Raw genomic sequence first — 23,565 nt, forward strand, 5'->3', positions numbered from 1 at the left:
CCGACAGCGTCGCACACCTCTCGGAGCGTGTGAGCGGGCTGTCAGGGTATGCGAGTCCACAAGGCGGGCCGAAAGTCCGTCGCTCGTTTCGGGTGCGAGTCGGCCGGTATCGGTGGCTTTTACGCGCCACTCCACGTGAGGGCGACCATGAGCGACGAGTACCGAACGGAGCGGGACAGCCTCGGCGAGATGCAGGTACCGGCCGACGCGTACTGGGGCGCACAGACCCAGCGCGCCGTCGAGAACTTCCCCATCTCGGGCATCACTTTCGGGCGACGGTTCGTCCGCGCGCTCGGCGTCGTGAAGAAGGCCGCCGCGCAGGCCAACCGCGATCTCGGCCTGATTCCCGAAGAGAAAGCCGACGCCATCGTTGAGGCGGCCGACGAGGTCATCGCGGGCGACCACGACGACCAGTTCCCCGTCGACGTGTTCCAGACCGGCAGTGGCACGTCGTCGAACATGAACGCCAACGAGGTCATCGCCAACCGCGCCGCCGAGCTCGTCGGCGCCGAGATCGGATCCCGCGAGGTCCACCCGAACGACCACGTCAACTTCGGGCAGTCCTCGAACGACGTGATTCCGACGGCGATGCACGTTGCGGCGCTCGAAGCCGTCGAGAAGGATCTCATTCCGGCTCTGGACGAACTCGCCGAGGCGCTCGGCGAGAAGGAAGACGAGTTCGACGACGTCGTCAAGACGGGTCGGACGCATCTGCAGGACGCGACGCCCGTCCGCCTCGGGCAAGAGTTCGGCGGTTATCGGACGCAGATAGAGAAGGGCATCCGCCGCGTCGAGCACACCCGCGAACACCTCTCGGAGCTGGCGCTCGGCGGCACGGCGGTCGGAACGGGTCTCAACACCCACCCCGAGTTCCCCGAAAAGGCGGCGTCGTACATCTCCGAGGAGACGGGCATCGAGTTCCGCGAGGCCGACGACCACTTCGAGGCGCAGTCCGCCCACGACGCGATGGGCGAGGCTCACGGCGCGCTGCGAACGGTCGCGGGGTCGATGAACAAGATAGCGAACGACCTGCGACTTCTCGCATCGGGTCCGCGGAACGGTCTCGGCGAGATAGAGCAACCCGAGAATCAGCCCGGTAGCAGCATCATGCCCGGCAAAATCAACCCCGTGGTCGCTGAGGCGGTCAACCAGGTCCACAAGCAGGTCGTCGGCAACGACGCCGCCGTCGCCGCCGGGGCGGCGGAGGGACAGATCGACCTCAACCTCTACAAACCGGTGTTGGCGCACAACTTCCTCGAGTCGTCAGAACTGCTCTCGAACTCCGCGGAGGTGTTCGCCGACCGCTTCGTCCGCAAACTCGAAGCCAACGAGGAGTACACCGCCGAACAGGTCGAGCGCAGCATGGCACTGGCGACGGCGCTCAACCCCGCCATCGGCTACGACAAGGCGTCGAAGGTGGCCAAGAAAGCGCTCGCCGAGAACAAGACGGTCCGCGAAGTCGCCGTCGACGAGGGCTACCTAACAGAGGAGGAGGCCGACGAGGTGCTCGACCCCGAGAAGATGACCCACCGCGGCATCCTCGGCGACGACTGAGCGAACGAAACTGGGGCCCGTTCCCGTCGGCGAGCGACACCTGACCGCACGCAACACAGTGTCGAGGAGACGAAACCGACAGACGGCGACACGACGTGCGAACAGTTCACGAAACGGGCGAAAAGCGACATCTTGATGGGGTGTGCGGGTGATTTTCCCGCCATGGTCGGGATGAACGTTCTACGCGAGTCGAAGGGTCGCGACGTATTGCTGTGCCGAAAGTGCGGAGCGGAGTTTCCTGAGGGCCAAGCGACCCGAGACGGCTGGCACTATCGATGCCCCGAAGACGACTGCGACGCCGAGGGACTCGGCGAAGGACTTCGGCGCGCCTGAGCGCCCGTAGATAGACGCTGTATCGACGCAAAAACGGACCGCTGCGGCAAATCGATGTCGGATGGATATCGACCCGTGTTGGACGCTATCATCCCTCTTCCTCCTTCATCCCCGCGCCGCGAACTCCTCGCGAGGGGTCGCGCCGTAATCGCGACGTGAGTTCGAGGTAACTCCGATACGTACTCGCGACGAAATCGTCGAGGCCGAGCGTCAGCGAGCGGGAGACTGAACCATTTTTACGCCCCCCGCGCACAGGGAGAGACAATGACCGAGTACGATTACGAGGAGCTGGGCCTCGTCGCGGGGCTGGAGATTCACCAGCAGCTCGACACCGCGACGAAGCTGTTCTGCGACTCGCCGACGGTGCGCCGCGAACCCGAGGAGGCGGCGCGAACATTCACGCGCTACCTCCACCCCACGCGGAGCGAACTCGGCGAAATCGACGAAGCGGCGCTCGAAGAGAGTCGCGTCGACCGCGAGTTCGAGTATCTCGCCTACGACACCACCTGCCTCGTCGAAGAGGACGACGAACCCCCGGCGGAACTTGACGCCGAAGCGCTCGACGTGGCGATGCAGATAGCCGAACTGATGGAGATGTCGGTCGTCAACCAGGCACACGTGATGCGGAAAATCGTCGTCGACGGGTCGAACACCTCGGGCTTCCAGCGCTCGTCGCTCGTCGCCCAGGACGGCGAGATCGAGACGAGCGAAGGTGCAGTGGGAATCGAGGATCTCCTGCTCGAAGAGGAGTCCGCCCAGCGCATCGAAGAGCGCGACGACGGCGTCCTCTATAGCCTCGACCGACTCGGCATCCCACTGGTCGAAATCGGCACGAAGCCGGACATCTCTTCGCCCGAACAGGCTCGCGAGGCCGCCGAAACCATCGGGATGCTGCTCCGGTCGACGGGGAAGGTCAAGCGCGGTCTCGGTACGATTCGACAGGACGTGAACGTCTCGATCGCCGACGGCGCGCGCGTGGAGATGAAAGGCGTCCAGAGCCTCGACGACATCGACGACATTGTCCGCAACGAGGTCGGCCGACAAGTCGAACTACTGGCCATCCGCGACGAGTTGCGGGACAGAGACGCCCACGTCGGCGACCCACAGGACGTGACCGACGTGTTCGCCGACAGCGATTCCGGTGTTATTCACGGCGCGCTCGACGCCGGCGGGAAAGTCACCGGCGTCCGCCTCGCCGGCTTCGACGGCCTCGTCGGTCGCGAACTCCAACCCGACCACCGCCTCGGAACCGAACTGTCGGACCACGCCAAGCGCCACGGCGCGGGCGGCATCTTCCACACCGACGAACTGCCCGCCTACGGCGTCACCGAGGAGGAGGTCGCGGCGCTGCGCGAGGCGGTCGGCGCGGAGTCCGAAGACGCGGTGGCCATCGTCGCTGCCGACGCCGAGACGGCGGACCTCGCCATCGACGCGGCGGCGGCGCGGGCCGAGGCCGCCATCGAGGGCGTCCCCGAGGAAACGCGCGGCGCGAACGACGGCGGAACGACGCGCTACCTCCGGCCGCTGCCGGGCGCAGCGCGGATGTACCCCGAGACGGACGTGCCGCCGGTCGAACCCGACCCCTCGGAGGTCGAGGTGCCGGAACTGCTCACCGAGAAAGTCGAACGCTACCAAGAGGTGTTCGGTCTCGACGCGGGACTAGCCGAGCAAGTGGCGTACGGCCGCCGGATGCCGCTGTTCGAGCGGGCCGTCCACGACGGCGCGGACCCGACGTTCGTCGCCGGGTTGGTCGAGAGCACCGTGACCGAACTGCGGCGCGACGACGTGGCGGTCGAGAACCTCGACGACGAGCACTTCCTGGCCGTCGTCGAACTCGTCACCGACGGTGACCTCGCCAAGGAGGGCGTCAACGAGGTGCTGACGCTTCTGGCGGAGAACCCACAGCTATCCGCCGAGGCGGCCGTCGAGGAGGCGGGGCTCTCCGGCGTGAGCGAAGACGAGGTTCGCGACGCCGTCGTCGACGTGGTCGAGCGCAACGAGGAACAGGTCGAAACGGAGGGGATGGCCGCGTTCTCCGGGCTCATGGGCGAGGCGATGGGTGCGCTCCGCGGCCGCGCCGACGGCGAAGTCGTCAGTAGCGTCCTCCGAGAAGAGATTCAAAAGCGCACCTGAGTCGAAAGTCGGGGGTCTCCGAGGTCGATTTCGACTCGCAGCGGATCGGGCTTCGGGGACCGTCGAGGACTCGTCTCTCCAACGTTTGCTCACTGTCTCTTCGACGTTTGCTCACGCCGTGTCGACGGGAACGAGCCTCATGCAACCGTTACTTCGGATCGTCACCTCGAACCCCTCGTAGTCGAACGTGACGACGCGACTGCCCGTCCAGTTCGAAGCGTTCGGCTCTCCGAACAGCGTTTCGAGGGCGTCCGGGTCGACGGTGGGGTAGAGGGGCGAAATTTCGAACGGCGGAGCGCCGCGAAGCGCCGAGACCGTCTCGACGAGCTCTTCGACGACGGAGTCGACGTGTGGGTTGAAGAGGGCGCAGTAACCGCTCGGGACCGAAGTGTCGCTCACTTGATTCTGTGTCGACATCGATCGCCTTACGATAGTGAGGTGTATAATACAGCGTATTTCCTCAAATTTGGCTGCTTCCACTCCCGCGAGAAATTCGCCCCTGACAGACTGACACGACGAGTCGACGGCGATACCTCGAACCGAGACAGCGGGCTAGCCGCGATGCACCGAACCGATATGGCGGACCTCGAACTCGGGATTACTCCTCGGCGAGTTCCTCGATGAGCGTCTCGACGCTGTAGCTCTGCAGCACGCGTTGGCTGTCGCGTAGCGTCGAGATGACGTACGTCGAGTTCGTCCGGTCGACTTCCTCGACGGCCTCGAACTCCGAGATGAGCCGTTCGACCATCTCGCTGCCGGTAAGTCGCGCGATGACGATAAAATCCGTCTCACCCATCGTGAAGTACGCCTGCGTCACCCCCTCTATCTCCATCAGTTTCTCGCCGACGTCCTCGTACGAGCCACTGTAGTCGGCCAGCACCTCGACGATGACCGTGACGCCGAGACCGAACTCCTCTAAATCGACGTCGTAGAGGTCGTTCTCGATGATACCGTCCTCCTTCAGGTTGTTCAGCCGGTAGTGAATCGTCGACACCGGGATACCCGTCGCTTCGTGGAGGCGTTCGGGACTGCCGGTCCCGAGGTCGGAGATGGCCTTCAGAAGCGTGATGTCGCGTTCGTCCATGGCCTGTCGGTTCGGACGACGCCCCTATGTAGTCACCGGCGATTGAAAGTTGAACGTTTCTCTAACTTTGCAATCATACAATCGAGGATTCTCTAACGTCGACTCCTCGATATCCGTCACGTTCTATCTTAAACGATTCTGTTGTAGACAAGTTTAACAACTAGGGCTAATTACGAACGTGGTACGAACCAATGTCTCTCCGTCGTCTCTATCACCAACATTCGACCACAGTGTTGTTTACCCTCCTCGCGGCGTTCTGGGGAACCTCCTTCGTCGCCATCGAGGTCGGGCTTCACTACGTCCCGCCGCTGTACTTCGCGGGCGCGCGCTACGCCGTCGCAGGTGCAGTCGTCTTCGTGTACGCTGTCGCGACGAGCGACCGGTGGCTCCCCTCGGGCCGCGACGAGTGGCTCGTCGTGAGTATCGCCGGCCTGTTTCTCATCGGCGCGTACCACGGACTGCTGTACCTCGGCGAATTATGGGTATCGGGTCCCGTCGCTGCCGTCGTCATCAGCCTCACGCCCATCCTGACGGCCGCGTTCGCGAGCGCGCTCCTCCCGTCGAAGGGACTCGGTCTCGGCGAGATCATCGGTCTCGCCTTCGGCCTCGTCGGCGTCGTCGTCCTCGTCGCTCCCGACCCGACAACGCTCGAACTGGGGTCGGTTCTCGGCGTCGCGCTCGTGTTCCTCAGCGCCGTCTCGTTCGCGCTCGGCTCCGTCCTGACGCGACCGCTCGAGTCCGACCTCTCGCTGATATCGATGGAGGCGTGGGCGATGCTGCTCGGCGCGGGGTCGCTGTTCGTCGTCGGCGCGCTGCGCGGCGAGTCGCTCGCGGCGGTCCACGTGACGCCCGTCGCCGTCGCGTCGTTCCTCTACCTGACGTTCGTCTCCGGCGTCGTCGGATTTCTCCTGTACTTCGAGTTGCTCGACCGAACCGGACCGACCGAGATCAACCTCGTCGGCTACGCCGAACCGGTGGTCGCGACGTTGGTGAGTGCGGCGTTCGTCGGTCACGTAGTCGAAGCGAACGCGCTCGTCGGGTTCGTCGCCATCTTCGTCGGCTTCGGCGTGCTGAAGCGCGACGCGCTCCGCGAGTTCGTCGTCGGCGACGCGCCGGTCGCGACCGACGCGTACCCGGACGCGGACTGATCGCGTAGCAAAGAATCGAGACCACTCCCTCCCGCGATTCGCGGTCAGTCGGCCGAGAACAGCGAGCGACGCGGCGTCATGGCCTCTTCGACCTGCGTCCAGACCAGCACAACTCCGAGCGCCGCCAGCGACGCGCCGAAGGCGAACGGGACGACGAAGCCGAACGAGACCAGAAAGCCGGCGGCCAGGGGACCGAAGGCGACGCCGAAGCCGAACGCCATCGTCAGCACCGAGAGCGTTGACCCTGACTTCCCGTCGGGTGCGAGGTCACCCGCCAGCGCGAGCGCGGGCGCGAACACCATCGCCCCGGCCACGCCCTGCGCGAACCGGGCGGCGAACATCAGCCACGGGTCGTAGATGACTCCCTGCACCAGCGTCGTCGGGACCAGAAGGACCGTGCCGGCCACGATGAACACCTTCCGGCCGTAGAAGTCCGTCGCCCGGCCGATGGGAACCTGCAGGAATATCTGAGCCAGGACGAACGCCGCGAACTGGAGACCGAACAGCGTCGGTCCCTGGTCGAGTCGCGTGTTGATGATGTCGCCCAGCGTGGCGAACAGCGCGATGCCGACCGCCATGAAAAAGGAGACGACGCCGAGCGTGAACACGGGGTCGAGAAAGCCCCGTCCGCTCCGGTCGAGAACGGAGAATCCGTCGAGAGCGCCCGCGTCCGCCTCGTCCGCCGCCGCGTCGGTCTCGATTTTATCGGGGTCGCGAATCAGCGAGAGGATGAGAAAGAAACTGACGCTCGCGGTGAGCGTGGCGAAGTAGAACGCCGCGTCGAAGCCGCTGAACTGGATTTGCGTTCCCCTCAGACCGACCGTGTACGGTCCGGCTGAGACGACGGCCCCCGCCGCGATGGGACCGACGCCGAAGCCGACGAGTCTGAACGTGTTGTACGTCCCCATGTTGCCGCCGCGGTTCGACTCCGACGCCAAGTCGTTGACTAGCGCGACGGTCGTCGGGATGATCAGCGCCCCGGCGACCCCCTGCAGCACGCGCAGTCCGACGAGGTGCCAGTACGCCGACGCCAGCGAATACGAAAAACTCGCCACGCCGATGAGCAGCAGTCCGGCCAGGACGAATATCTTTCGCCGACCCGTCCGGTCCGACAGTCGCCCGGTGAACGGCTGGAGCGGGCTGTTGACGAAGCCGAAAAGCGAGAGCACGACGCCGGTGACGGCGACCTCCGTCAATCCGAAGGTGTTCCCCGAGACGAGTTCGCTGCCGATGAAAAGCGGGAGAACGACGATGAGAAACGAGTTGCCCACCGACTCGGTCATCCGGGCCAACGCCAGCGCGAGCACCTGCGAGTTGACGCCCAGTCGGTTCGACATCAGTCCGAACTCACCGTACTTGACCGCGTCATACCCCCGGTTCGAAGTCTCGACGCAATACCGTTGTGGAAGCGGCGGCCGAGGAGCAAAAATCTCGTCGAGTTCCGCAACCGACCGGGACAGTTCGCTCGACCGCCGCGCTGCAAAACTATTTGCGCCGCTCGCGTGTCTGGACGGACATGCCGATTTACTTCGAAGACCTCACGGTCGGCGAGACGACCGAGTTCGGCAAGTACGAAGTGACGCAAGAGGAGATAGTCGAGTTCGCCGAGCGCTACGACCCGCAGTTCTTCCACGTCGACCCCGAAAAGGCTGAAGAGACGATGTACGGCGGTCTCATCGCCTCGGGCTGGCACACGGCGTCGATGACGATGCGGATGCTCGTCGACGGGTTTCTCTCCGACGCGGCCTCGCTGGGTGCGAAGGGCGTCGACGAACTCCGCTGGTACCGGCCGGTTCGCCCGGGCGACGTGCTGACCCTGCGCAACGAGGTACTGGAGAAGGAGGTCGAGAGCGACGAGCGCGGCCTCGCGCACGTCCAGACGACGACGCTCAATCAATCGGGTGAGGCGGTGTTCTCGATGGTCGGGGTGGTGATGTTCGGTCGCGAGTAGCGGTGATTCGAGGGACTACCGCCAGCGGTCGGGTTCGTCGTACTTCTCCAGCAGGTCGCGTCGGTGCCGGAGTTGTCGGTTCGTCCGCCGAAAGAGACCCAGAAGCGTCGAGATCTCGCGGTCGGTCGGGTGCGACCGGCCGACGAGACGGCGCATCAAGCGCGTCGTCTTCTGACGCTTGTGGTCGTCGTAACCGGTCGCGTTGAGCAGGTCGCCGAACAGGTCGTAGAAGCGCTCGATGTCCTCCTCGGGCGCGCGCGACCGTTCCACGTCGGGCAACTGTCTCTCCTCGACGGTCAACTCGCGGAGTTCGTACATGAGCACGGTCGCCGCCTGTCCGAGGTTGAGCACGGGGTACTCCTCGCTGGCGGGGATCGAGCAGATCTCGTCCATCCGCTCCAGTTCCTCGTTGTTCAGCCCCGTCCCCTCGCGGCCGAAGACGAGCGCTGTGCGCGTCTCGACCGATTTTAGGGTCTCACGGAGTTCGACGGGGGTCTTGAACGGGTAGCGGATGTGCCGACGGCTGTCCTCGTTCGTGATGGCCGTGGTGGCGACGGTGTGGTAGTTCTCGATTATCTCGTCTAACTCGACCGTCTCCGCGTTCGGGAGCACGTCCTCACGGGCGTGTCCGGCGAAGCCGTAGGCGTCGCCGTCGCGGTGCAGTTCCGGCGGGTCGACGAGTTTCAGTTCGGAGAGACCGAAGTTCTTCATCGCCCGCGCGATGGTACCGATGTTGCCGGGCGTCTTCGGTTCGACGACGACGACGACGGGTTTCTGCCTGCTCATTTCCGCGGATACTCTCGGCCGAGGTCGACGCCGTCGAGGTCCAGCTCCTCCGGTTCGTCCTCGTCGTCTGCGTCCGCTTCGGTCTCGGCGTCGCCGTCGCCGCCGACATCTGCCTCGTCCGCGTCGGGGCCGTACGCGCGCAGGTCGATGCGCTCGCCCTCGAACTCCTCGTTGAGGCGGTCCTGTAGTTCCTGGGCGTCGGGGGGACTCGGCATGTTCTCGGGGTCGGTCTCGACGTGTTCCATCCCGCCGTAGCCGTCGGGGGCGCGGCCACCGTCGGCGAACCACTCCTGAAACTCGTCGCGGAACAGTTCGTCGCCGACGAACTCGCGGCCGCCCGCCTCGCGGAACCAGTAGAGGAAGTCCGCCTCGTGCTGGTCGCAGAGGACGACTTCGTTGAGCGGTTCGCCGTAGACGATGGTCGCCTGTCGGCAGCGCTCGATGTTCTCGTCGCCGTGCACGAGGTAGCAGGCCTGACACGGCTTCTCTACGAGCAGGCTCAGGCGGAGGAGTCGCTGGCGGGGGTCCTCCGGAATCTCGTCAAGGGGTTTGAACTCACCCTCGTCGGTGAAGATTTCGGACTCCTCGAACCGCCATCCGCGGAGTCCGACGCTGACTTTCGCCATTAGGCGGTGGTAGCCGGCGGTCGGATAAAAAGCACGTGACTTCGACGATGCTGAGTTACTGCGCCACTTCGACCGCCAGCCTGCGCTCGACGTACTTCGCCAGCACGTCCGCTTCGAGGTGAACCGGGTCGCTGACGTCCTTCTCCGAGAACGTCGTCAGCTGAAGCGTCTCGGGAATCGCGGCGACGGTAAAGCTCCGGTCGCCATAGTCGGCGACGGTCAGCGACGCGCCGTCGACGGCGACGGCCCCCTTCTCTACGAGGTAGCCCGCAAACGAGTTGGGAACGTCGAAGACGAACTCGACGCCCTCGGCCTGCTCGCGGATTCCCGCGACGGTGCCCGTGGCGTCGACGGTTCCTTTGACGACGTGGCCGTCGAAGCGGCCGTCGGCGGGCATCGGTCGTTCGAGGTTCACCGCGTCGCCAACGCGGAGGTCCGAGAGGTAGGTGCGCCCCAGCGTCTCCTCGGTGGCGAACGCCTCGAACCAGTCGTCGCTCCGGCGTTCGACGGTGAGACAGACCCCGCTGACGGCGACGCTTTTGCCGACGGCGAGGTCGGTCGCGAAAGCGGTTTCGACGCGGAGACGGCGGCCTTCCGCGGCGGATTCGGTCTTCGAGATGGTACCGGTCGTTTCGACCAAGCCAGTGAACATGTGCTGACAGATGTGCGACCGTATGAAATTCGTTATGGTTCTCAGAACTGTTATTGTTTACTCCCGGTCTGCACCTCGCGCTCCGCCTCGCGGAGTCGGGAGACCCGGTCGCTCACCGACGGATGCGTCCGCAGGAACGTCCGGTAGACGAACGCCTCGTAGCGGTCCGAGTAGTAGGTCATCGTCGCCGGTCGGTCGCCCTCCGCGCCGAGCATGATCGGCTCGTCGGGTTCGACCTGTTCGGGCGAGACGACGGTGAACGCGGCGACGCTCCGGGCGCTCCGGAGGTCTTTGACCGGGTGTTTTCGGAGTTCCATATCGATGGACCCGAGCGCGCTCGCCAGCGACGCCGGGTCGCCGGTGATGGCGACGGCCCCGCGGTCGGCGGCGAGTTCGCGCACGCGGGAGAACGATGCGATGAGCGAGCGCCCAACGAACGAGAACAGACCGGCGACGAGGGCGACGACCAGCCCCGCAACTCCGATGACTCCGCTTTTACCTTCTCCGAGTTTCTCGGCGATGTCGTGCAATCGGCTCGCCGTCGCCGTTGGGAGCGAGAGCGCGGTCATCAGCGCCACGTCGCGGTTCTTCACGTGTGCGAGTTCGTGGGCGACGACGGCCCGTAGCTCCGCGTCGTCGAGCGCGCTGAGCATCCCGAGCGAGACGACGAGCGTCGCGCTGCCCGCCGTGTAGCCCGTGACGAACGCTTCGGGCGTGTCGTCACCGGACACCGCGATGGCGGGCATCGGAAGGTGGGCTTGCTGGGCGACGCTGCTAGCGATGCGGTGAAGTCGCGGCAACGTATCGGCGTCCACCTCGTAAGCGTCCACCTCACCGACGACACGCGCGCCCTGCGTGAGCTCGAGCGCGGCGAGCGCGAGCAACACGATGCCGACGGGGACGAGCGAAACGTGCCACGGGAAGCCGAGAGACATCGCGGCGGCGCCGAATCCAGCGACGAAGGCGACGACGAACGCGACGGCGACGACGAGGAGGACGACGGCGAGCGCCATTCGAGTCAGGAGGGACCTGTCGATACGTTGAACTCTCATTCAAATTCTATAGCTCCGTCGCTCGTCGAGAATCGTCGTTACGCACTCTGGCGTCCATCGATCTTGTTTCGGACAGCCCGTTGATAGTTATGGACGCCATTCCGCTCGGAAAACCCGACTGAATCCCCGAACTACCGACACCGCACGGCCTATCACGGATGCGTCCTACCGGAGATACATGCGAAACGTGGACGCCGCCGGTCTCGGCATCGGCGACGACTATCCGCCCCGTATCATGGGCGTACTCAACGTCTCGAAGGAGTCGCCGTACGAACCAAGCGTCTTCAACGACGTCGCCGAGGCGGCCGACTACGTCGACACCGCGCTCATCGACGAGGGCGCAGACATCGTCGACGTGGGTCTCGAATCGGCGAACAAGCGGTTCGAGGTACTCTCCGCGGAGGACGAACTCGAACGCCTCGACACCGCAATCGAGGTGCTGGAACACGTCTCCGGCGACGCGGTGTTCTCCATCGAGACGCGGTACCACGAAGTCGCCGACGAGGCGCTCTCGCGCGGCTTCGACATGGTCAACGACATCTGCGGCTTCGCGGACCCGAAGATGCCCGCTGTGTGCGAGGCTCACGACGTCGCCATCGCCAAGATGGCAAGTCCGCCGGACCTCAAACGACCGGGAGCGGTCGAGGACGTCGACGACATATACGAGGCACTGAAGCGCAACGGCCTGACGGACAAGACCATCGTCGACCCGGCGTTCGGCGGGTGGTCCGAGGAGAAGACGCTCGAAGACGACCGCGAGACGTTCCGTCGCCTCCGGGAATTTCGCGGGCTCGGTCAGCCGATTCTCGTCTCCATCAACCGGAAGAACTTCCTCCGCGAACTCGCCGGCCGCTCCACCGAGGCGGCGCTGCCGGTCAGCCTCGCCGCCACCTCCATGGCGGTCGAGCGCGGTGCCCACGTCGTTCGCACCCACGACGTGACGGAGACGCGCGATGCGGCGCTCGTCGGCGCAGCGTTCGCGCGAGCGCGCGTCCGCGAGGACGGCGACGAGAGCGACGTTCGGGTCGAGGAACTCGACGTGACGACGCCGCACGAGGCGGCCCGGCACATCGAACGCGTCGGCGGCGACGAACGGGCCGCACCCGAGTTCGTCTCGAACGTGTTCGAGTTCTCGTCGCTGTCGCCCGAAGAGCGCGGAGCGCTCGTCGCCGCGACGAAGGAGTCAGGAGCGATGCTCGTCGGCGGCGACACGGGACGGGCGCTGCTCGTCGGTACCTCGGGTGCGATCACCCGAACTACGACCGCCGCATCGGGTGTCTCAGATGCCTTCGACGACGTTCTGGAGGAAGTCGCGGAAACATTCACGTACGAGAAAACTTATGGCGAACGGGCCTGAACCGAGCAAGTGGACGCCGGAACGGCACGCGGGTAGGGGTACTTGGTGCCACTCCGGCCCATACCGTAATATTATCGCCGAGCGTTCGCCCCGCGAACACCGGCGACGCGATTCGACGTGCGTAGCGACGCGAACCCTCACGAACCGCGAGCGACTGCCCTCTCGGCCGAGGGGGTCCGCGGCGTGAACTTCGAGACGTGGGAACCCGTCTACGAGCGGCTACTCGCGGAGTTCGGGTTCGACCGCGAGGCGGACGAACGCGCTCGCGACGAACTGGCGGAACTCAGCGAGCCGTTCGACGAATCGCGTCTGCGCGTCGTCGACGGCGCGAGCGTCGCCGTCGTCGGTGCAGCACCGTCGCTCGCCGACGAAGTCGACCGCGCCGCCGCCGCGGACTACGTTTTCGCCGCGTCGACGGCCGTCGACGTGCTGTGCGACCGCGGCGTCTCGGTCGACCTGATGGTGACGGACCTCGACAAAAACCCCGAGACGGCCCGCGAGTTGACCCGGCGAGGCGTCCCGGTAGCGGCGCACGCCCACGGCGACAACCGCTCGGCGATTCGCGAGTGGGTCCCGCGGTTCCGGTCGGAGAACGTGCTGGCGACGACGCAGGCAGCCCCCGTAGGAGCCGTCGTCGACTACGGCGGGTTCACCGACGGCGACAGAGCGGCGTTTCTGGCCGACGAGTTCGGGGCCCGGGAGCTGAAATTCGCCGGATGGCAGTTCGACGACCCGACGGTCGACGAGACGAAAGCGAGAAAACTCGCGTGGGCCGAGCGTCTCCTCGGGTGGCTGGAACGACGCCGAGGCGAGCAGTTCTCGGTGCTCGACGGACGGCGGTCGGCCCCCGAACCGCTCGACGAAGAGGGACGAGATTTCGGCGACGAGACGCGGGAGTGAGTGGAACAGGGGTCAGCGAGCCTCGTTTCGTAAGTTTCGTTAGTAAGTGCGTATCAAAATAGTTATGACCGACGGCTATTTATCGTGAATCGATTGTCGATGCTGACGGTTTGAGCAACCGATACAGTACACGTGAAGGTGGTGGAACCGCTCTGTGGTTTCACGCGCATCGGCAATCTCTCATCTCTTGTTTCGACGCCGATCAGCGACGCGACCGTCGGACTCGGTCGGTGGTGACCGCCGTCAGTCGACGAACGCACCGTCGACGGCGTCGTACTCTGCCTCGAAGTAGCGAACGTCGCAGTGCGTACAGGTCGCCGCGATGACATCGTAGTTCCGGCAGCACGATTCGACGGTGCGCTCGCCGAGTTCGACCGAACCACCGCAGGCCGGACAGCGCTCGACGCAGGCGCGAAGCCCGCTAAGAACCTGCCCGCGAACGTCGACGGAGAGTCGGCGCCACACGTCGGAGCGATCGGCGAGTTCGGCGCTCGCCGCCATGTCCGCCGCGAACGCCTCCCGCGACTCCCACTGGCCCAGCCAGTCGTCGTCGAACCACGCGGCCACGGCGTTTCCGTGGTCGCTCAGCGACACCCGTTCGGCGTCGACGCCGAGCGTTTTGGCGAGCTGGCCGACGCCTCCGTCGCCCTCGCGTATGACGTCGATACGGCGGTACCACGCCCGCTCGAACGACGCGTCGAGGAGCACGTCGTCGTCGCCGTAGCGGAGCGCGTTCACCTCGAAGAGGAACGCCTCCGCGTCGAACGTCGCAGGGTCGAACGCCGCGGAGTCGGGCGGGGAGTGGCTGTTCGGTGAGGACTCGTTCGAAGAGAGGTCGTTCGGTGGGTTGTCGACTGACGACGTGCGTGCGCGCGGAGGCTTGTCGAAGCGCCGCAGGAACCAGTCGGGGAGGTACCGCTTCGTCAGCGCGGGCGTTCCCGGTACGAGATAGCCGCGGAGGTAGACGAGCGTCAGCGAGACGCCGAGCGCGAGCGCTGCGACCGGCGGCGAGACGACGACGAGCGCGAGCGCCGCGGCACCCGCGAGAGCGACGTTGACCGCCGTACAGGGGATGCAGCGATTCTCGCCGGTGTACTCCGGCGTTCTCGCGCGTTCGAGTAGTGTTCGAATCATCGAATTTGGGTTTCCGTCAGCCACGTCGACGCTACCGGCTAATTCGCCTCGGGTGCTATAGGTATGTGGGGCGTAACCGGCCACCGGACGGACATTTCCGAAAGGGGAGCGCCGCGTTTTCCGTCTCCGTCGGCGGCGCTTACGGTTCGAGCACGACTTTCCCGGTCGACCGTCGGTTCTCGATGTACTCGTGGGCGGCGGCGGCCTCCGAGAGCGGGAACCGCTCCCCGACGACGACTTCGAGGTCGCTGGCGGCGAGCAACTCCGTCAGTTCGGGCACTGCCTTCAACACCGACTGCGGGTCGTGCTGCATCGCCCGTCCGAGGTGGAATCCGACGACCGATTTGTTCTCGAAGAGGAGGCGCGTCGTGTCCGCCTGCGCGGGGTCGCCACTGGCGACGCCGTAGGTGACGAGTCGGCCGCGGTAGTTCAGCGCGTCGAGACTCGCGTCGAACACGTCGCCGCCGACGCCGTCGAGGACGAGGTCGACCCCTTCACCGTCGGTCTCGGCTTCGATTACCTTCTCGAACGCCTCCTCGGTGTAGTCGATCGGGTGGTCGAGACCGAGACGCTCCGCGAGGTCGAGTTTCTCCCGGCTGCTGGCGGTGCCGAACGACTCTGCGCCCGCGGCGTCGGCTAACTGCACCGCCGCCGTCCCGACGCCGCCGGCGGCAGCGTGAATCAGCACGCGCTCGTCGGGGTCGAGACTGCCCCACTCGTGGAGACAGCAGTGCGCCGTGAGAAACTGCACCGGAAAGCCGGCGGCCTCAGCGTACTCCCTCCCCTGCGGAACGTCGAACAGGCCGTTCGCCGGCGTGACGACCTTCTCGGCGTACGCCCCGCCGCCGGTCATGGCGACGACCCGGTCGCCGACCTCCTGGTCGACTCCTTCCCCGACGGCGTCGACGGTTCCGGCGGCCTCCATCCCCGGCACGTACGGCGGTTCCGGGCCGCCGCGGTAGTGACCGCGCCGCTGCATGATGTCGGCGAAGTTGACGCCGGCGGCCTTCACGTCGATTCGAATTTCGCCCGGTCCTGGGTTCGGTTCCTCGACGTCGACGGGTTCGAGCGCGTCAGTTCCACCGAACTCGGTCACACGAATCGCGCGCATGGGGTCGCATAGGGGGCGGTCGCCGATAAGTTTCGGTGAACGGAAACCCCGTTGTACGCTGTTTGTGACGCGCCGCGTCTGCCCCGCTCGCAGTCGATCTCGAAGTTTTCTCACGGCCGAGCGCTAAAGTACCTTTTAGCGAGCTGTTTTCCGAACTGATCGCCGATTCCCGAGCGCGATGCCAACCGAACACGAGACGGACGCGGGCGAATCGAGCGCGGGAGATAGTGAGTTCTCGACGGGGACGACCATCGTCGGACTCGCGGCGGCGGACGCCGTCGTGTTGGCGACGGACCGCCGCGTCAGCCTCGGCGGGATGGTGTCGAGCAAGTCGACGCCGAAGGCGCTTCCCGTCGGCGACCGCGCGGCGGTGGCGTTCTCGGGGACGCTCTCGGGCGCGCAGGCGCTCGCCGACGAACTGGCGACGGAGGCACGGTTGTACGAACTTCGCCGCGGCGACCCGATATCGACGACCGCGCTGGCGTCGTACACGAGCAACCTTCTGCGCGAGAACCCGATGGGGGTGATGCCGCTCCTCGGCGGTGTCGACGGCGTCACCGACGCGGCGCTGTACCAGTTCGACGGCGGCGGCGGCCTTACCGAGCACGACGCCGTCGCCGCCGGGAGCGGCGGCCCGTACGCCTACGGACTGCTCGAATCGGTCGACACCGGGGACTTGGATGCCGACGAGGCGCGGATCCTCGGAGCGCGAGCGGTCGCCGCCGCGAGCGAACGCGACCTCGCCAGCGGGAACGGTCTCTGTCTGGCGACGGTGACGGAATCGGGCGTCGAAATCGAACAGTTCGACGACACCTCGGCGGTCGGCAGTTAGTCGAAAGCGACCGGTCAGTTCGCCGATTCGGCCGCCTCGACCGCTTTGGCCGCTTCGGTAGTCTCGCTCTCTTTGGGAGTGGTGGCGGAGTCGCCCGCGTCGGGGGCGTCCAGCGGGTCGACCGATCGGCGTTCGGCGTCGACGACGGTCGGGCCGTCGCCGACGAGCAACTGGAGTTCCTCGTCGCCGAGTCGCGTCGTCACGCGGACGCACCACGGGTCTTCGGAGAGGACCGCCTCGCGCCACTCCGACCCGAGGTTCCACAGCGGTCGGTCGGCGAGGCGTTCGCCGTGGTCGGCGTAGAAGGCGACGACGTCGGCGCCGGCGACTGGGTGGCCGTCCACGGCTGCGGGGGCGTCGGTCTCTCGGCGGTCCACATCGCCGATGTGCTCGGCGCGAACGTCGTCGCCGTCGACCTGCAGGAGGAGAAACTGGAGAAGGCGAAAATCGCCCGGAGCGGTGGATACCGTCGACGCCTCCGACACAGAGGACGTTCCGGGTGCCGTGAAGGCGCTTGCCGGCGGCGGCGCGCAGGTGTCCGTCGACGCGCTCGGCATCGAGACGACGTGTCAGAGCTCGGTGCTGAGCCTCGGAAACCGCGGTCAACACGTCCAAATCGGGCTGACGACGCAGGACGAACAGGGGATGGTGTCGCTGCCGACGGACGCGATGGTGATGCAGGAGATCGAGTTCATCGGGTCGCTCGGCATGCCGCCGACGCGCTACGACGAGATATTTCGCCTCGTCGCCAGCGGGAAACTCGACCCGAGCGCCGTCGTCTCCGAGACGGTGGGTCTCGACGACGTCCCGGAGAAACTCGACGCGATGACCGACTTCGAGACGGTCGGCATCCCAGTCATCGACGAGTTCTGAACCGAGACGGCTTTCTCGCCGGTAGCTTAACGGAAACTGCGTCCTTTCGCACCGTATGCAACTACACTGGCACCGCCGCGACCTGCGGGTGTCGGACAACCGCGCGCTCGCGGCGGCGGCCGAGGACGCCGAGCGTCGCGGCGAGGTCGTTCCGGTGTTCGTCTTCGACGACCTCGTTTTGGAGCACGCGGCCGCCTCTCGCGTACGGTACATGCTCGACGCGCTCGCGGAACTCCGAGAGCGATATCGCGGCCGCGGCAGCGACCTCGTCGCCGTCCGCGGCGACCCCTCGACGCTGCTCGTCGACCTCGCCGAGGAGTTCGACGCCGAGCGAGTCGTCTGGAACGACGACTACTCCGGACTCGCCGAGGAGCGCGACGAAGCGGTTCGAGACGCGCTCTCGGAGGCGGGAATCGAGTACGAGTCGTTCTGTGATCAAGTTCACCACGAACCCGGTGAGATTCGGACGAACGCGGGCGACCCCTACTCGGTGTTCACTTACTTCTGGAAGAAGTGGCGCGACCGCGACAAGGACGAGCCGTATCCGGAACCCGGCGCGGAGCAACTGGCGTCGATAGACGAGGACGAGGAGCTTCCGATTATCGAGGAGTTGGGCTTCGAGGAACCCGAAGCGACGATCCAGAGCGCCGGGACCGACGTGGCGCGCGAGCGACTCGCGACGTTCTGCGACGACGCCATCTTCCGCTACGCGGCCGACCGTGACTACCCGGCGCGCGGGGCGACCTCTCGGCTGTCGGCGGACCTCAAGTGGGGCACTATCGGCATCCGCGAGGTGTACGAAGCGACCGAACGGGCGAAGTCCGAGACCGACAGCGACGAGGCGGCGTCCGTCGAGGAGTTTCGTTCGCAGTTGGCGTGGCGCGAGTTCTACACGCAGGTCCTCTACTTCAACCAGCGCGTCGTCTCTGAGAACTACAAATCGTACGAGAACGACGTCGAGTGGCGCGACGACGAGGAGGGGTTGCAGGCGTGGAAAGACGGGAAGACGGGCTACCCCATCGTCGACGCCGGGATGCGCCAACTGCGGGAGGAGGCGTTCATGCACAACCGCCTGCGGATGGTCGTCGCCTCGTTTCTGACGAAGGACTTGCTCGTCGACTGGCGCGAGGGGTACGACCACTTTCGGACGCTGCTCGCCGACCACGACACTGGGAACGACAACGGGGGGTGGCAGTGGGCCGCCTCGACGGGTACCGACGCCCAGCCGTACTTCCGCGTGTTCAACCCGATGACACAGGGCGAACGCTACGACCCCGACGCCGAGTATATCAGACGGTACGTCCCCGAGTTGGCGGGCGTCGACGCAGACACGATTCACTCGTGGCACGAACTGTTGGACGAAGAGCGCGGAGACGCCGCTCCCGACTACCCCGACCCCATCGTCGACCACGCCGAGCGACGCGAGGAAGCGATCTCGATGTTCGAGCGGGCGCGCGGCGGAGCGGAGGAATGAACTCCGGCTCGTAGACGGGCGAACTGTTGACCACCAATCCGTCCTCATGCGGTGCCAGAAATCCTGCAATGACGTTCAGAACGCCTCCGGTTCGGTTCTCGGTGTCGAAGATTCATCGTTCTTGGGGAAGTAATTATAAACCTTACTCACGTCGCGAACAACGACAGGGTGGGCCGACACCGCGTGGAGGCCATCCCACCGAACAGGTACACATGGAACACGAGAGTTCACAGCAGACGGTAGATGCGGAGCGTACGGCACCGTGGGGAGAGCAGATCGTCGAGGGATTGACGACGTACGGCGAACGGGCAGGCGACGCCCTGCTGTACAGTTCGGGGTACCTCGCGGTCATCGCGATGGTGGAACTCGCCATCGTGATGACGATTCTCGGCATCGAAGCGAACCCCGCGCCGCTGGTCGTGGCACTCGTCACCTTCGCCGTCTACTCGTACGACCGACTCGTCGATGTCGATGCCGACGAGATGTCGAATCCGCGTCAGTCGGCCTTTATCAGGCGACACCGCGACGTACTGTATCTGCTGGCGTCGGTCTCCTACGGGTTCGCCGTCGCGCTGTCGGTGCTCGGCGGGCCGTTCGCGCTGGCCATCACGCTACTGCCGGGAATGTTCGGCGTGTTGTACGCCTCCGACTGGATTCCGAGCGTCGGCGTCCAAGTCGCTCGGTTCAAAGATATTCTGGTCGTCAACACGGCCGTTGTGGCGTTCGCGTGGGCGGTCACGCTGACCTTCCTGCCGCTGACGTTCGCCGGACGGATGTTCACCCCCGCCGCAGGCGTCGTCTTCTGCTACTTCTTCCTGCGTTCTTTCGTCGACACCGAACTGCCCAACGTCGGGGACATCGAGAGCGACCGCGCGTCCGGCGTCTCGACGCTCCCCATCGTCCTCGGCGTCCGAGGAGCGCGCTACGCGCTGTACGGCGTCGACCTCCTCTCGCTCGGTCTGGTCGTCTTCGCGATCGGCACCGATCTCGTCTCGTCCGGCGTCGCTGCGGCGATGGGCGTCGGAATCCTCTACTCGCTGGTGCTCGTCTCCCGAATCGGACGGACTGACGACTACGAACTGCTCAACCTGGTCTCGGAGTGCGAGTATCTCCTAGTCGGTGGCGTGATGGCCGCAGTCGTCGTCTTGGGCGTCTGAGCGGGGCGCAGCTCGACCGGTCCGGGTCGAGCGGAACCGTCACCGAGGCACCGTTCCGTCGGTTTCTTAATATGTGAGCGGTCACATCGGACAGTACACCGGTGAGCGCACTCAGCCAACTGTACGTCGTCGTACTCGCCACCGTCGGTATCGGGTTGACCGCGGCGCTACTCGCGTGGCGCGAGCGGCCCGAACCGGGAGCGACGCCGCTGGTCGCTATGTTGGCTGGGCAGAGTTGGTGGTCGGTGTTCTTCGCGTTCGAACTGCAGGCGACGACGCTCGCCGCCAAGGCGTTCTGGTCCGACGTTCAGTGGCTCGGCGTCGTCGTCATCCCCGTCGCGTGGGTGTTGTTCGCGATGGAGTACACCGGCCGCGACCAGTACGTGCGACCGAAGTACGTCGCGCTTCTCTCCGTCGTTCCCGTTCTCACCGTCGTTCTGGCGATGACCGGCGCCTATCACGACTTACTCTATACGGGGTCGGAGCTCGTCGAGCGGGGCAACGTTGACGTACTGCGGCGAATCGGCGGCCCGTGGTACTGGGTGGCCGCCAGCTACACTTACCTCCTCGGGGCCGTCGGGTCTGTTCCGTTGGTCGGCTACGTACGGAGTGAAACCGCACAGTTCCGCGGTCAGAGCGTCGCACTCTTGGTCGGCACTGCCGCGCCGTGGGCGAGCAACGTCCTCTTTCTGTACGGGGCGGTGCCGATTCCGGGACTCGACCCGACGCCGGTCGCGTTCGCCGTCTCCGGCGTCGCCTACCTCGGTGCGCTCACCAGATTTCGGCTGCTTGGGACCAGTCCCGCACCCAACCGCCGGGCGCGACGGCTCGTCTTCGAGCGCATGCAGGACGCCGCCATCGTCGTCGACAGTCACGACTACGTCGTCGACATGAACGAGAGTGCGACGGAGATGCTCGGGACAACGCCCGGAGAGGCGCTCGGTCGACCCGCTCGGGAGGTCCTCCCGAGGAACGGCAACGTTCCCGACATCGGCACGACGTCGGAGTACGTCTCCGTCAACGAACGGAACGGACAACGACATTACGACGTCGCCGTGACGCAAGTCAGCGACTTCCACGGCCGGAACGTCGGCCGTGTCATCTCCTATCACAACGTCGACGAACACCTGCGTCACCAACAGCGCCTCGAAGTGCTCAACCGCGTCCTCCGACACAACATCCGCAACGAGACGAACGTCATCTACGGCTACGCAGACCTTCTCGCGGACGAAGGCGGCGCCGAGAGTGACCGCGCCGAGATAATCAAAGAACGCGCGATAACCATAGCCGACATGGGCGAGAAAGCCAGACAGATCGTCGATATCTTCGAGCAGGTTCGTCAGGAACCGCGGGCAGTTCCGTTCGACGACCTCGCGTCCAAACACGTCGCCGACGCCGACGAGCGCTTTCCGGAGGTCGACCTTCGGGTCGGGCCGCTCCCCGCCGGCGTCCGCGTGAACGCGGTTCTCGGCCCGGCGCTCTCGAATCTCGTCGAGAACGCTGCTGAACACAACACCGAACCCGGCGCGCGCGTCGAGGTGGACGCGACCGCTTCGGACGGATGGCTTCACGTCGTCGTCGCCGACAACGGACCTGGCATCGACGACCACGAGCGGGCCGTGCTCGAACGCGGAACCGAAACGGCACTCGAACACGGCAGCGGTCTCGGTCTCTGGCTGGTCACGTGGGCGGTCGGCATCGCCGGCGGGACCGTCGAGTTCGAGGAGAACGATCCGACGGGATCGGTCGTCACCGTCGAGGTGCCGGTCGTCTCGTCGGCGGGCAAGTCGGACATCGACTCGAGCAGCAACGAGACGCGTGCGGAACCGAGCGAACCCACGACGGTCGACGACTGACCCGCTCGGGTAACGGCTTTCTCCTCGGCGGGCGCACAGCCACCATGCGCGTAGACATCGTCCTCTACGACGGCTTCGACGAACTCGACGCCGTCGGCCCGTACGAAGTGTTCTCGACCGCAGCGACGTTCGGCGCCGAGTTCGACGTTCGACTCGTGACGCTCGACGACCGCGACTCGGTGACTGCGAGTCACGGTCTCCGCGTCGGCGTCCACGGCGTCCTCCCCGAGGCGGACGCGGACGACCGGCCGGACCTCGTCGTCGTCCCCGGCGGCGGGTGGAATGACCGAAGCGAGGCAGGGGCGAGAGCGGAGGCCGAACGCGGCGCGATTCCCGAAGCCGTCGCCGACCTGCACGGTGCGGGAGCGACTGTCGCGTCCGTCTGCACCGGCGGGATGCTGCTGGCGACCGCCGGACTCACCGACGGGCGGCCCGCGGTGACCCACGGCGGCGCGCTCGACGATCTCCGGGAGTCGGGCGCGGAGGTCGTCGACGCCCGGTTCGTCGACGACGGCGACCTGCTCACCGCGGGCGGCGTCACCTCGGGCATCGACCTCTCGCTGCATCTGGTCGAACGCGAGGCGGGGGCGGAGATCGCAGACCGCGTCGCCACCGAACTGGAGTACGAGCGTCGAGAGACGCCGTACCAGGGGTGATCGACGCCCGGAGAATCAGTCTGTCGACGGGAGAGACACCTCTCGAAGAGAGTCTCCGCTAGTGTCAAAAGACGGTACGTTTAATCGCCTCTTCGTTGAGCATTCCCACGGAATGGCAACTTACGAACTTCCCGACCTCCCGTACGACTACGACGCGCTCGAACCGTCTATCGACGCGCGAATCATGGAACTGCACCACGACAAGCACCACCAGGGCTACGTCGACGGCGCGAACGCGGCGCTCGACAAACTGGAGCAGATGCGCGAGAACGGCGACTACGGCGACATCAAGGGCGTCGAGCGCAACCTCGCGTTCAACCTCTCGGGCCACGTCAACCACACCGTCTTCTGGGAGAACATGTCGCCCGACGGCGGCGGCGAACCCAGCGGCGAGCTCGCCGACGCGCTGGACGAGCACTTCGGCGGCTTCGACCAGTTCAAACAGCACTTCTCGGAGGCCGCCAAGGGCGTTGAAGGCTCCGGGTGGGCGTTCCTCGCCTACGACCACGTCGCGGACAAGCCCATCGTGACGATGGCCGAGAACCACCAGAACCAGACGCCACAGGGTGTGACGCCGCTTTTGGTGCTCGACGTCTGGGAGCACGCCTACTACCTGCAGTACGAGAACGGCCGCGGCGACTACGTCGACAACTTCTGGGACGTCATCAACTGGGACGATGTCGCCGAACGCTACGAGCAGGCGCAGAACGCCGACCTGCTCGGCCAGCACACCCACTAAAGCCGTCCGCTCGCGTCATCGGCGGCTGCACTCCTCCTATTTTTCTGGCCCGACAAGGGTAGTTCGCGAACCCGGAGCGGCCGGAGAGCGCGCCTGAGCGGGCCGCGTCGGGTGTCGCGTGTTATCGTATCACTCCTCAAACTTTAACACCGTTCCG

Annotated in this window: 23 protein-coding genes and 1 pseudogene; 14 read left to right on the forward strand and 10 right to left on the reverse strand. The window is 65.7% G+C overall.

Annotation, left to right across the window (positions count from 1 at the left end):
• Positions 1–147 precede the first annotated feature (147 nt).
• The 3 genes from LAQ58_RS05015 (at position 148) to gatE (ending at position 4,020) form a co-directional block, all read left to right on the forward strand.
• Positions 148–1,554, forward strand: a complete 1,407-nt coding sequence (locus LAQ58_RS05015; protein WP_224449515.1) for a class II fumarate hydratase — start codon at positions 148–150, stop codon at positions 1,552–1,554.
• Between the two features lie 171 nt (positions 1,555–1,725).
• Complete coding sequence (locus LAQ58_RS18995; protein WP_317988548.1) at positions 1,726–1,887, forward strand: HVO_2901 family zinc finger protein; 162 nt, start codon at positions 1,726–1,728, stop codon at positions 1,885–1,887.
• A 264-nt stretch (positions 1,888–2,151) separates the two neighbouring features.
• Positions 2,152–4,020, forward strand: coding sequence for a Glu-tRNA(Gln) amidotransferase subunit GatE (gatE, locus tag LAQ58_RS05020; RefSeq protein WP_224449516.1), 1,869 nt, complete (start codon positions 2,152–2,154; stop codon positions 4,018–4,020).
• Between the two features lie 111 nt (positions 4,021–4,131).
• Here the strand turns inward: gatE and LAQ58_RS05025 are convergent, their stop codons facing one another.
• Both LAQ58_RS05025 and LAQ58_RS05030 read right to left on the reverse strand, forming a co-directional pair.
• Positions 4,132–4,419, reverse strand: a complete 288-nt coding sequence (locus LAQ58_RS05025) for a HalOD1 output domain-containing protein (protein ID WP_224449517.1) — start codon at positions 4,417–4,419, stop codon at positions 4,132–4,134.
• A 199-nt stretch (positions 4,420–4,618) separates the two neighbouring features.
• Positions 4,619–5,104: an Lrp/AsnC family transcriptional regulator gene (locus LAQ58_RS05030; protein ID WP_224449518.1), complete on the reverse strand. Its 486-nt coding sequence runs from the start codon at positions 5,102–5,104 to the stop codon at positions 4,619–4,621.
• 191 nt (positions 5,105–5,295) lie between these two features.
• Between LAQ58_RS05030 and LAQ58_RS05035 the strand changes: the two genes are divergently transcribed.
• Entirely contained in the window at positions 5,296–6,252 is a 957-nt protein-coding gene (locus LAQ58_RS05035; protein WP_224449519.1) for a DMT family transporter, read from the forward strand.
• Between the two features lie 44 nt (positions 6,253–6,296).
• On the opposite strand, the gene LAQ58_RS05040 is transcribed toward LAQ58_RS05035, so the two are convergent.
• Positions 6,297–7,589, reverse strand: coding sequence for an MFS transporter (locus tag LAQ58_RS05040; protein ID WP_224449520.1), 1,293 nt, complete (start codon positions 7,587–7,589; stop codon positions 6,297–6,299).
• A 179-nt stretch (positions 7,590–7,768) separates the two neighbouring features.
• Between LAQ58_RS05040 and LAQ58_RS05045 the strand changes: the two genes are divergently transcribed.
• Positions 7,769–8,203, forward strand: coding sequence for a MaoC family dehydratase (locus LAQ58_RS05045; RefSeq protein WP_224449521.1), 435 nt, complete (start codon positions 7,769–7,771; stop codon positions 8,201–8,203).
• 15 nt (positions 8,204–8,218) lie between these two features.
• Here LAQ58_RS05045 and LAQ58_RS05050 read toward each other — a convergent pair whose 3' ends face one another.
• The 4 genes from LAQ58_RS05050 to LAQ58_RS05065 are packed head-to-tail and all read right to left on the reverse strand — an operon-like array spanning position 8,219 to position 11,319.
• Entirely contained in the window at positions 8,219–8,989 is a 771-nt protein-coding gene (locus LAQ58_RS05050; protein ID WP_317988542.1) for an RNA methyltransferase, read from the reverse strand.
• Complete coding sequence (locus LAQ58_RS05055) at positions 8,986–9,615, reverse strand: DUF8114 family protein (protein ID WP_224449522.1); 630 nt, start codon at positions 9,613–9,615, stop codon at positions 8,986–8,988. The genes LAQ58_RS05050 and LAQ58_RS05055 overlap by 4 nt, the downstream gene beginning before the upstream one ends.
• Before the next feature lie 55 nt (positions 9,616–9,670).
• Complete coding sequence (locus LAQ58_RS05060; protein WP_224449523.1) at positions 9,671–10,267, reverse strand: riboflavin synthase; 597 nt, start codon at positions 10,265–10,267, stop codon at positions 9,671–9,673.
• A 50-nt stretch (positions 10,268–10,317) separates the two neighbouring features.
• Positions 10,318–11,319 (reverse strand): M48 family metallopeptidase, encoded by a 1,002-nt coding sequence (locus LAQ58_RS05065; RefSeq protein ID WP_224449524.1) that lies wholly within the window; start codon positions 11,317–11,319, stop codon positions 10,318–10,320.
• A 178-nt stretch (positions 11,320–11,497) separates the two neighbouring features.
• Between LAQ58_RS05065 and folP the strand changes: the two genes are divergently transcribed.
• Together folP and LAQ58_RS05075 are read left to right on the forward strand one after the other, a co-directional pair.
• Positions 11,498–12,676, forward strand: a complete 1,179-nt coding sequence (folP, locus tag LAQ58_RS05070) for a dihydropteroate synthase (protein WP_224449525.1) — start codon at positions 11,498–11,500, stop codon at positions 12,674–12,676.
• A 183-nt stretch (positions 12,677–12,859) separates the two neighbouring features.
• Positions 12,860–13,576 (forward strand): 6-hydroxymethylpterin diphosphokinase MptE-like protein, encoded by a 717-nt coding sequence (locus LAQ58_RS05075; RefSeq protein ID WP_224450220.1) that lies wholly within the window; start codon positions 12,860–12,862, stop codon positions 13,574–13,576.
• Positions 13,577–13,819: 243 nt separating this feature from the next.
• On the opposite strand, the gene LAQ58_RS05080 is transcribed toward LAQ58_RS05075, so the two are convergent.
• Both LAQ58_RS05080 and LAQ58_RS05085 read right to left on the reverse strand, forming a co-directional pair.
• Complete coding sequence (locus LAQ58_RS05080; protein WP_224449526.1) at positions 13,820–14,710, reverse strand: DUF8054 domain-containing protein; 891 nt, start codon at positions 14,708–14,710, stop codon at positions 13,820–13,822.
• Positions 14,711–14,849: 139 nt separating this feature from the next.
• Positions 14,850–15,821, reverse strand: a complete 972-nt coding sequence (locus tag LAQ58_RS05085) for a quinone oxidoreductase family protein (protein ID WP_224449527.1) — start codon at positions 15,819–15,821, stop codon at positions 14,850–14,852.
• 178 nt (positions 15,822–15,999) lie between these two features.
• On the opposite strand from LAQ58_RS05085, the gene LAQ58_RS05090 reads away from it, so the two are divergent.
• Positions 16,000–16,653, forward strand: coding sequence for a proteasome subunit beta (locus tag LAQ58_RS05090; protein WP_224449528.1), 654 nt, complete (start codon positions 16,000–16,002; stop codon positions 16,651–16,653).
• Between the two features lie 14 nt (positions 16,654–16,667).
• Here the strand turns inward: LAQ58_RS05090 and LAQ58_RS05095 are convergent, their stop codons facing one another.
• Positions 16,668–17,030, reverse strand: coding sequence for a DUF7351 domain-containing protein (locus LAQ58_RS05095; RefSeq protein WP_425490688.1), 363 nt, complete (start codon positions 17,028–17,030; stop codon positions 16,668–16,670).
• Here LAQ58_RS05095 and LAQ58_RS05100 point away from each other — a divergent pair.
• The 6 genes and pseudogenes from LAQ58_RS05100 to LAQ58_RS05125 all read left to right on the forward strand — a co-directional run.
• Positions 16,965–17,526: pseudogene (locus tag LAQ58_RS05100) on the forward strand (zinc-binding dehydrogenase); the annotation flags it as partial. The gene LAQ58_RS05095 and the pseudogene LAQ58_RS05100 sit on opposite strands and share 66 nt — an antisense overlap.
• Positions 17,527–17,581: 55 nt before the next feature.
• Positions 17,582–19,000 (forward strand): cryptochrome/photolyase family protein, encoded by a 1,419-nt coding sequence (locus LAQ58_RS05105; protein WP_224449530.1) that lies wholly within the window; start codon positions 17,582–17,584, stop codon positions 18,998–19,000.
• 212 nt (positions 19,001–19,212) lie between these two features.
• A complete protein-coding gene (locus LAQ58_RS05110) occupies positions 19,213–20,157 on the forward strand; it encodes a UbiA family prenyltransferase (RefSeq protein ID WP_224449531.1) in 945 nt (314 codons plus the stop codon).
• Positions 20,158–20,258: 101 nt separating this feature from the next.
• A complete protein-coding gene (locus tag LAQ58_RS05115; protein WP_224449532.1) occupies positions 20,259–22,013 on the forward strand; it encodes a histidine kinase N-terminal 7TM domain-containing protein in 1,755 nt (584 codons plus the stop codon).
• Between the two features lie 44 nt (positions 22,014–22,057).
• Positions 22,058–22,669 (forward strand): DJ-1/PfpI family protein, encoded by a 612-nt coding sequence (locus LAQ58_RS05120; protein ID WP_224449533.1) that lies wholly within the window; start codon positions 22,058–22,060, stop codon positions 22,667–22,669.
• 112 nt (positions 22,670–22,781) lie between these two features.
• A complete protein-coding gene (locus tag LAQ58_RS05125; protein ID WP_224449534.1) occupies positions 22,782–23,408 on the forward strand; it encodes a superoxide dismutase in 627 nt (208 codons plus the stop codon).
• Positions 23,409–23,565 lie beyond the last annotated feature (157 nt).

Source organism: Haloprofundus salilacus, from assembly GCF_020150815.1.
Taxonomy (GTDB): domain Archaea; phylum Halobacteriota; class Halobacteria; order Halobacteriales; family Haloferacaceae; genus Haloprofundus; species Haloprofundus salilacus.

What these genes read in the sequence shown, in the direction of transcription:
- gatE (WP_224449516.1), top strand. Translation starts at nt 2,152, where the DNA reads ATGACCGAGTACGATTACGAGGAGCTGGGCCTCGTCGCGGGGCTGGAG.
- LAQ58_RS05035 (WP_224449519.1), top strand. Translation starts at nt 5,296, where the DNA reads ATGTCTCTCCGTCGTCTCTATCACCAACATTCGACCACAGTGTTGTTT.
- LAQ58_RS05085 (WP_224449527.1), bottom strand. Translation starts at nt 15,821, where the DNA reads ATGCGCGCGATTCGTGTGACCGAGTTCGGTGGAACTGACGCGCTCGAA.
- LAQ58_RS05120 (WP_224449533.1), top strand. Translation starts at nt 22,058, where the DNA reads ATGCGCGTAGACATCGTCCTCTACGACGGCTTCGACGAACTCGACGCC.
- LAQ58_RS18995 (WP_317988548.1), top strand. Translation starts at nt 1,726, where the DNA reads ATGAACGTTCTACGCGAGTCGAAGGGTCGCGACGTATTGCTGTGCCGA.
- LAQ58_RS05110 (WP_224449531.1), top strand. Translation starts at nt 19,213, where the DNA reads ATGGAACACGAGAGTTCACAGCAGACGGTAGATGCGGAGCGTACGGCA.
- LAQ58_RS05030 (WP_224449518.1), bottom strand. Translation starts at nt 5,104, where the DNA reads ATGGACGAACGCGACATCACGCTTCTGAAGGCCATCTCCGACCTCGGG.
- LAQ58_RS05060 (WP_224449523.1), bottom strand. Translation starts at nt 10,267, where the DNA reads ATGTTCACTGGCTTGGTCGAAACGACCGGTACCATCTCGAAGACCGAA.
- LAQ58_RS05015 (WP_224449515.1), top strand. Translation starts at nt 148, where the DNA reads ATGAGCGACGAGTACCGAACGGAGCGGGACAGCCTCGGCGAGATGCAG.
- folP (WP_224449525.1), top strand. Translation starts at nt 11,498, where the DNA reads ATGCGAAACGTGGACGCCGCCGGTCTCGGCATCGGCGACGACTATCCG.
- LAQ58_RS05055 (WP_224449522.1), bottom strand. Translation starts at nt 9,615, where the DNA reads ATGGCGAAAGTCAGCGTCGGACTCCGCGGATGGCGGTTCGAGGAGTCC.
- LAQ58_RS05045 (WP_224449521.1), top strand. Translation starts at nt 7,769, where the DNA reads ATGCCGATTTACTTCGAAGACCTCACGGTCGGCGAGACGACCGAGTTC.
- LAQ58_RS05125 (WP_224449534.1), top strand. Translation starts at nt 22,782, where the DNA reads ATGGCAACTTACGAACTTCCCGACCTCCCGTACGACTACGACGCGCTC.
- LAQ58_RS05105 (WP_224449530.1), top strand. Translation starts at nt 17,582, where the DNA reads ATGCAACTACACTGGCACCGCCGCGACCTGCGGGTGTCGGACAACCGC.
- LAQ58_RS05065 (WP_224449524.1), bottom strand. Translation starts at nt 11,319, where the DNA reads ATGAGAGTTCAACGTATCGACAGGTCCCTCCTGACTCGAATGGCGCTC.
- LAQ58_RS05040 (WP_224449520.1), bottom strand. Translation starts at nt 7,589, where the DNA reads ATGTCGAACCGACTGGGCGTCAACTCGCAGGTGCTCGCGCTGGCGTTG.
- LAQ58_RS05090 (WP_224449528.1), top strand. Translation starts at nt 16,000, where the DNA reads ATGCCAACCGAACACGAGACGGACGCGGGCGAATCGAGCGCGGGAGAT.
- LAQ58_RS05050 (WP_317988542.1), bottom strand. Translation starts at nt 8,989, where the DNA reads ATGAGCAGGCAGAAACCCGTCGTCGTCGTCGTCGAACCGAAGACGCCC.
- LAQ58_RS05080 (WP_224449526.1), bottom strand. Translation starts at nt 14,710, where the DNA reads ATGATTCGAACACTACTCGAACGCGCGAGAACGCCGGAGTACACCGGC.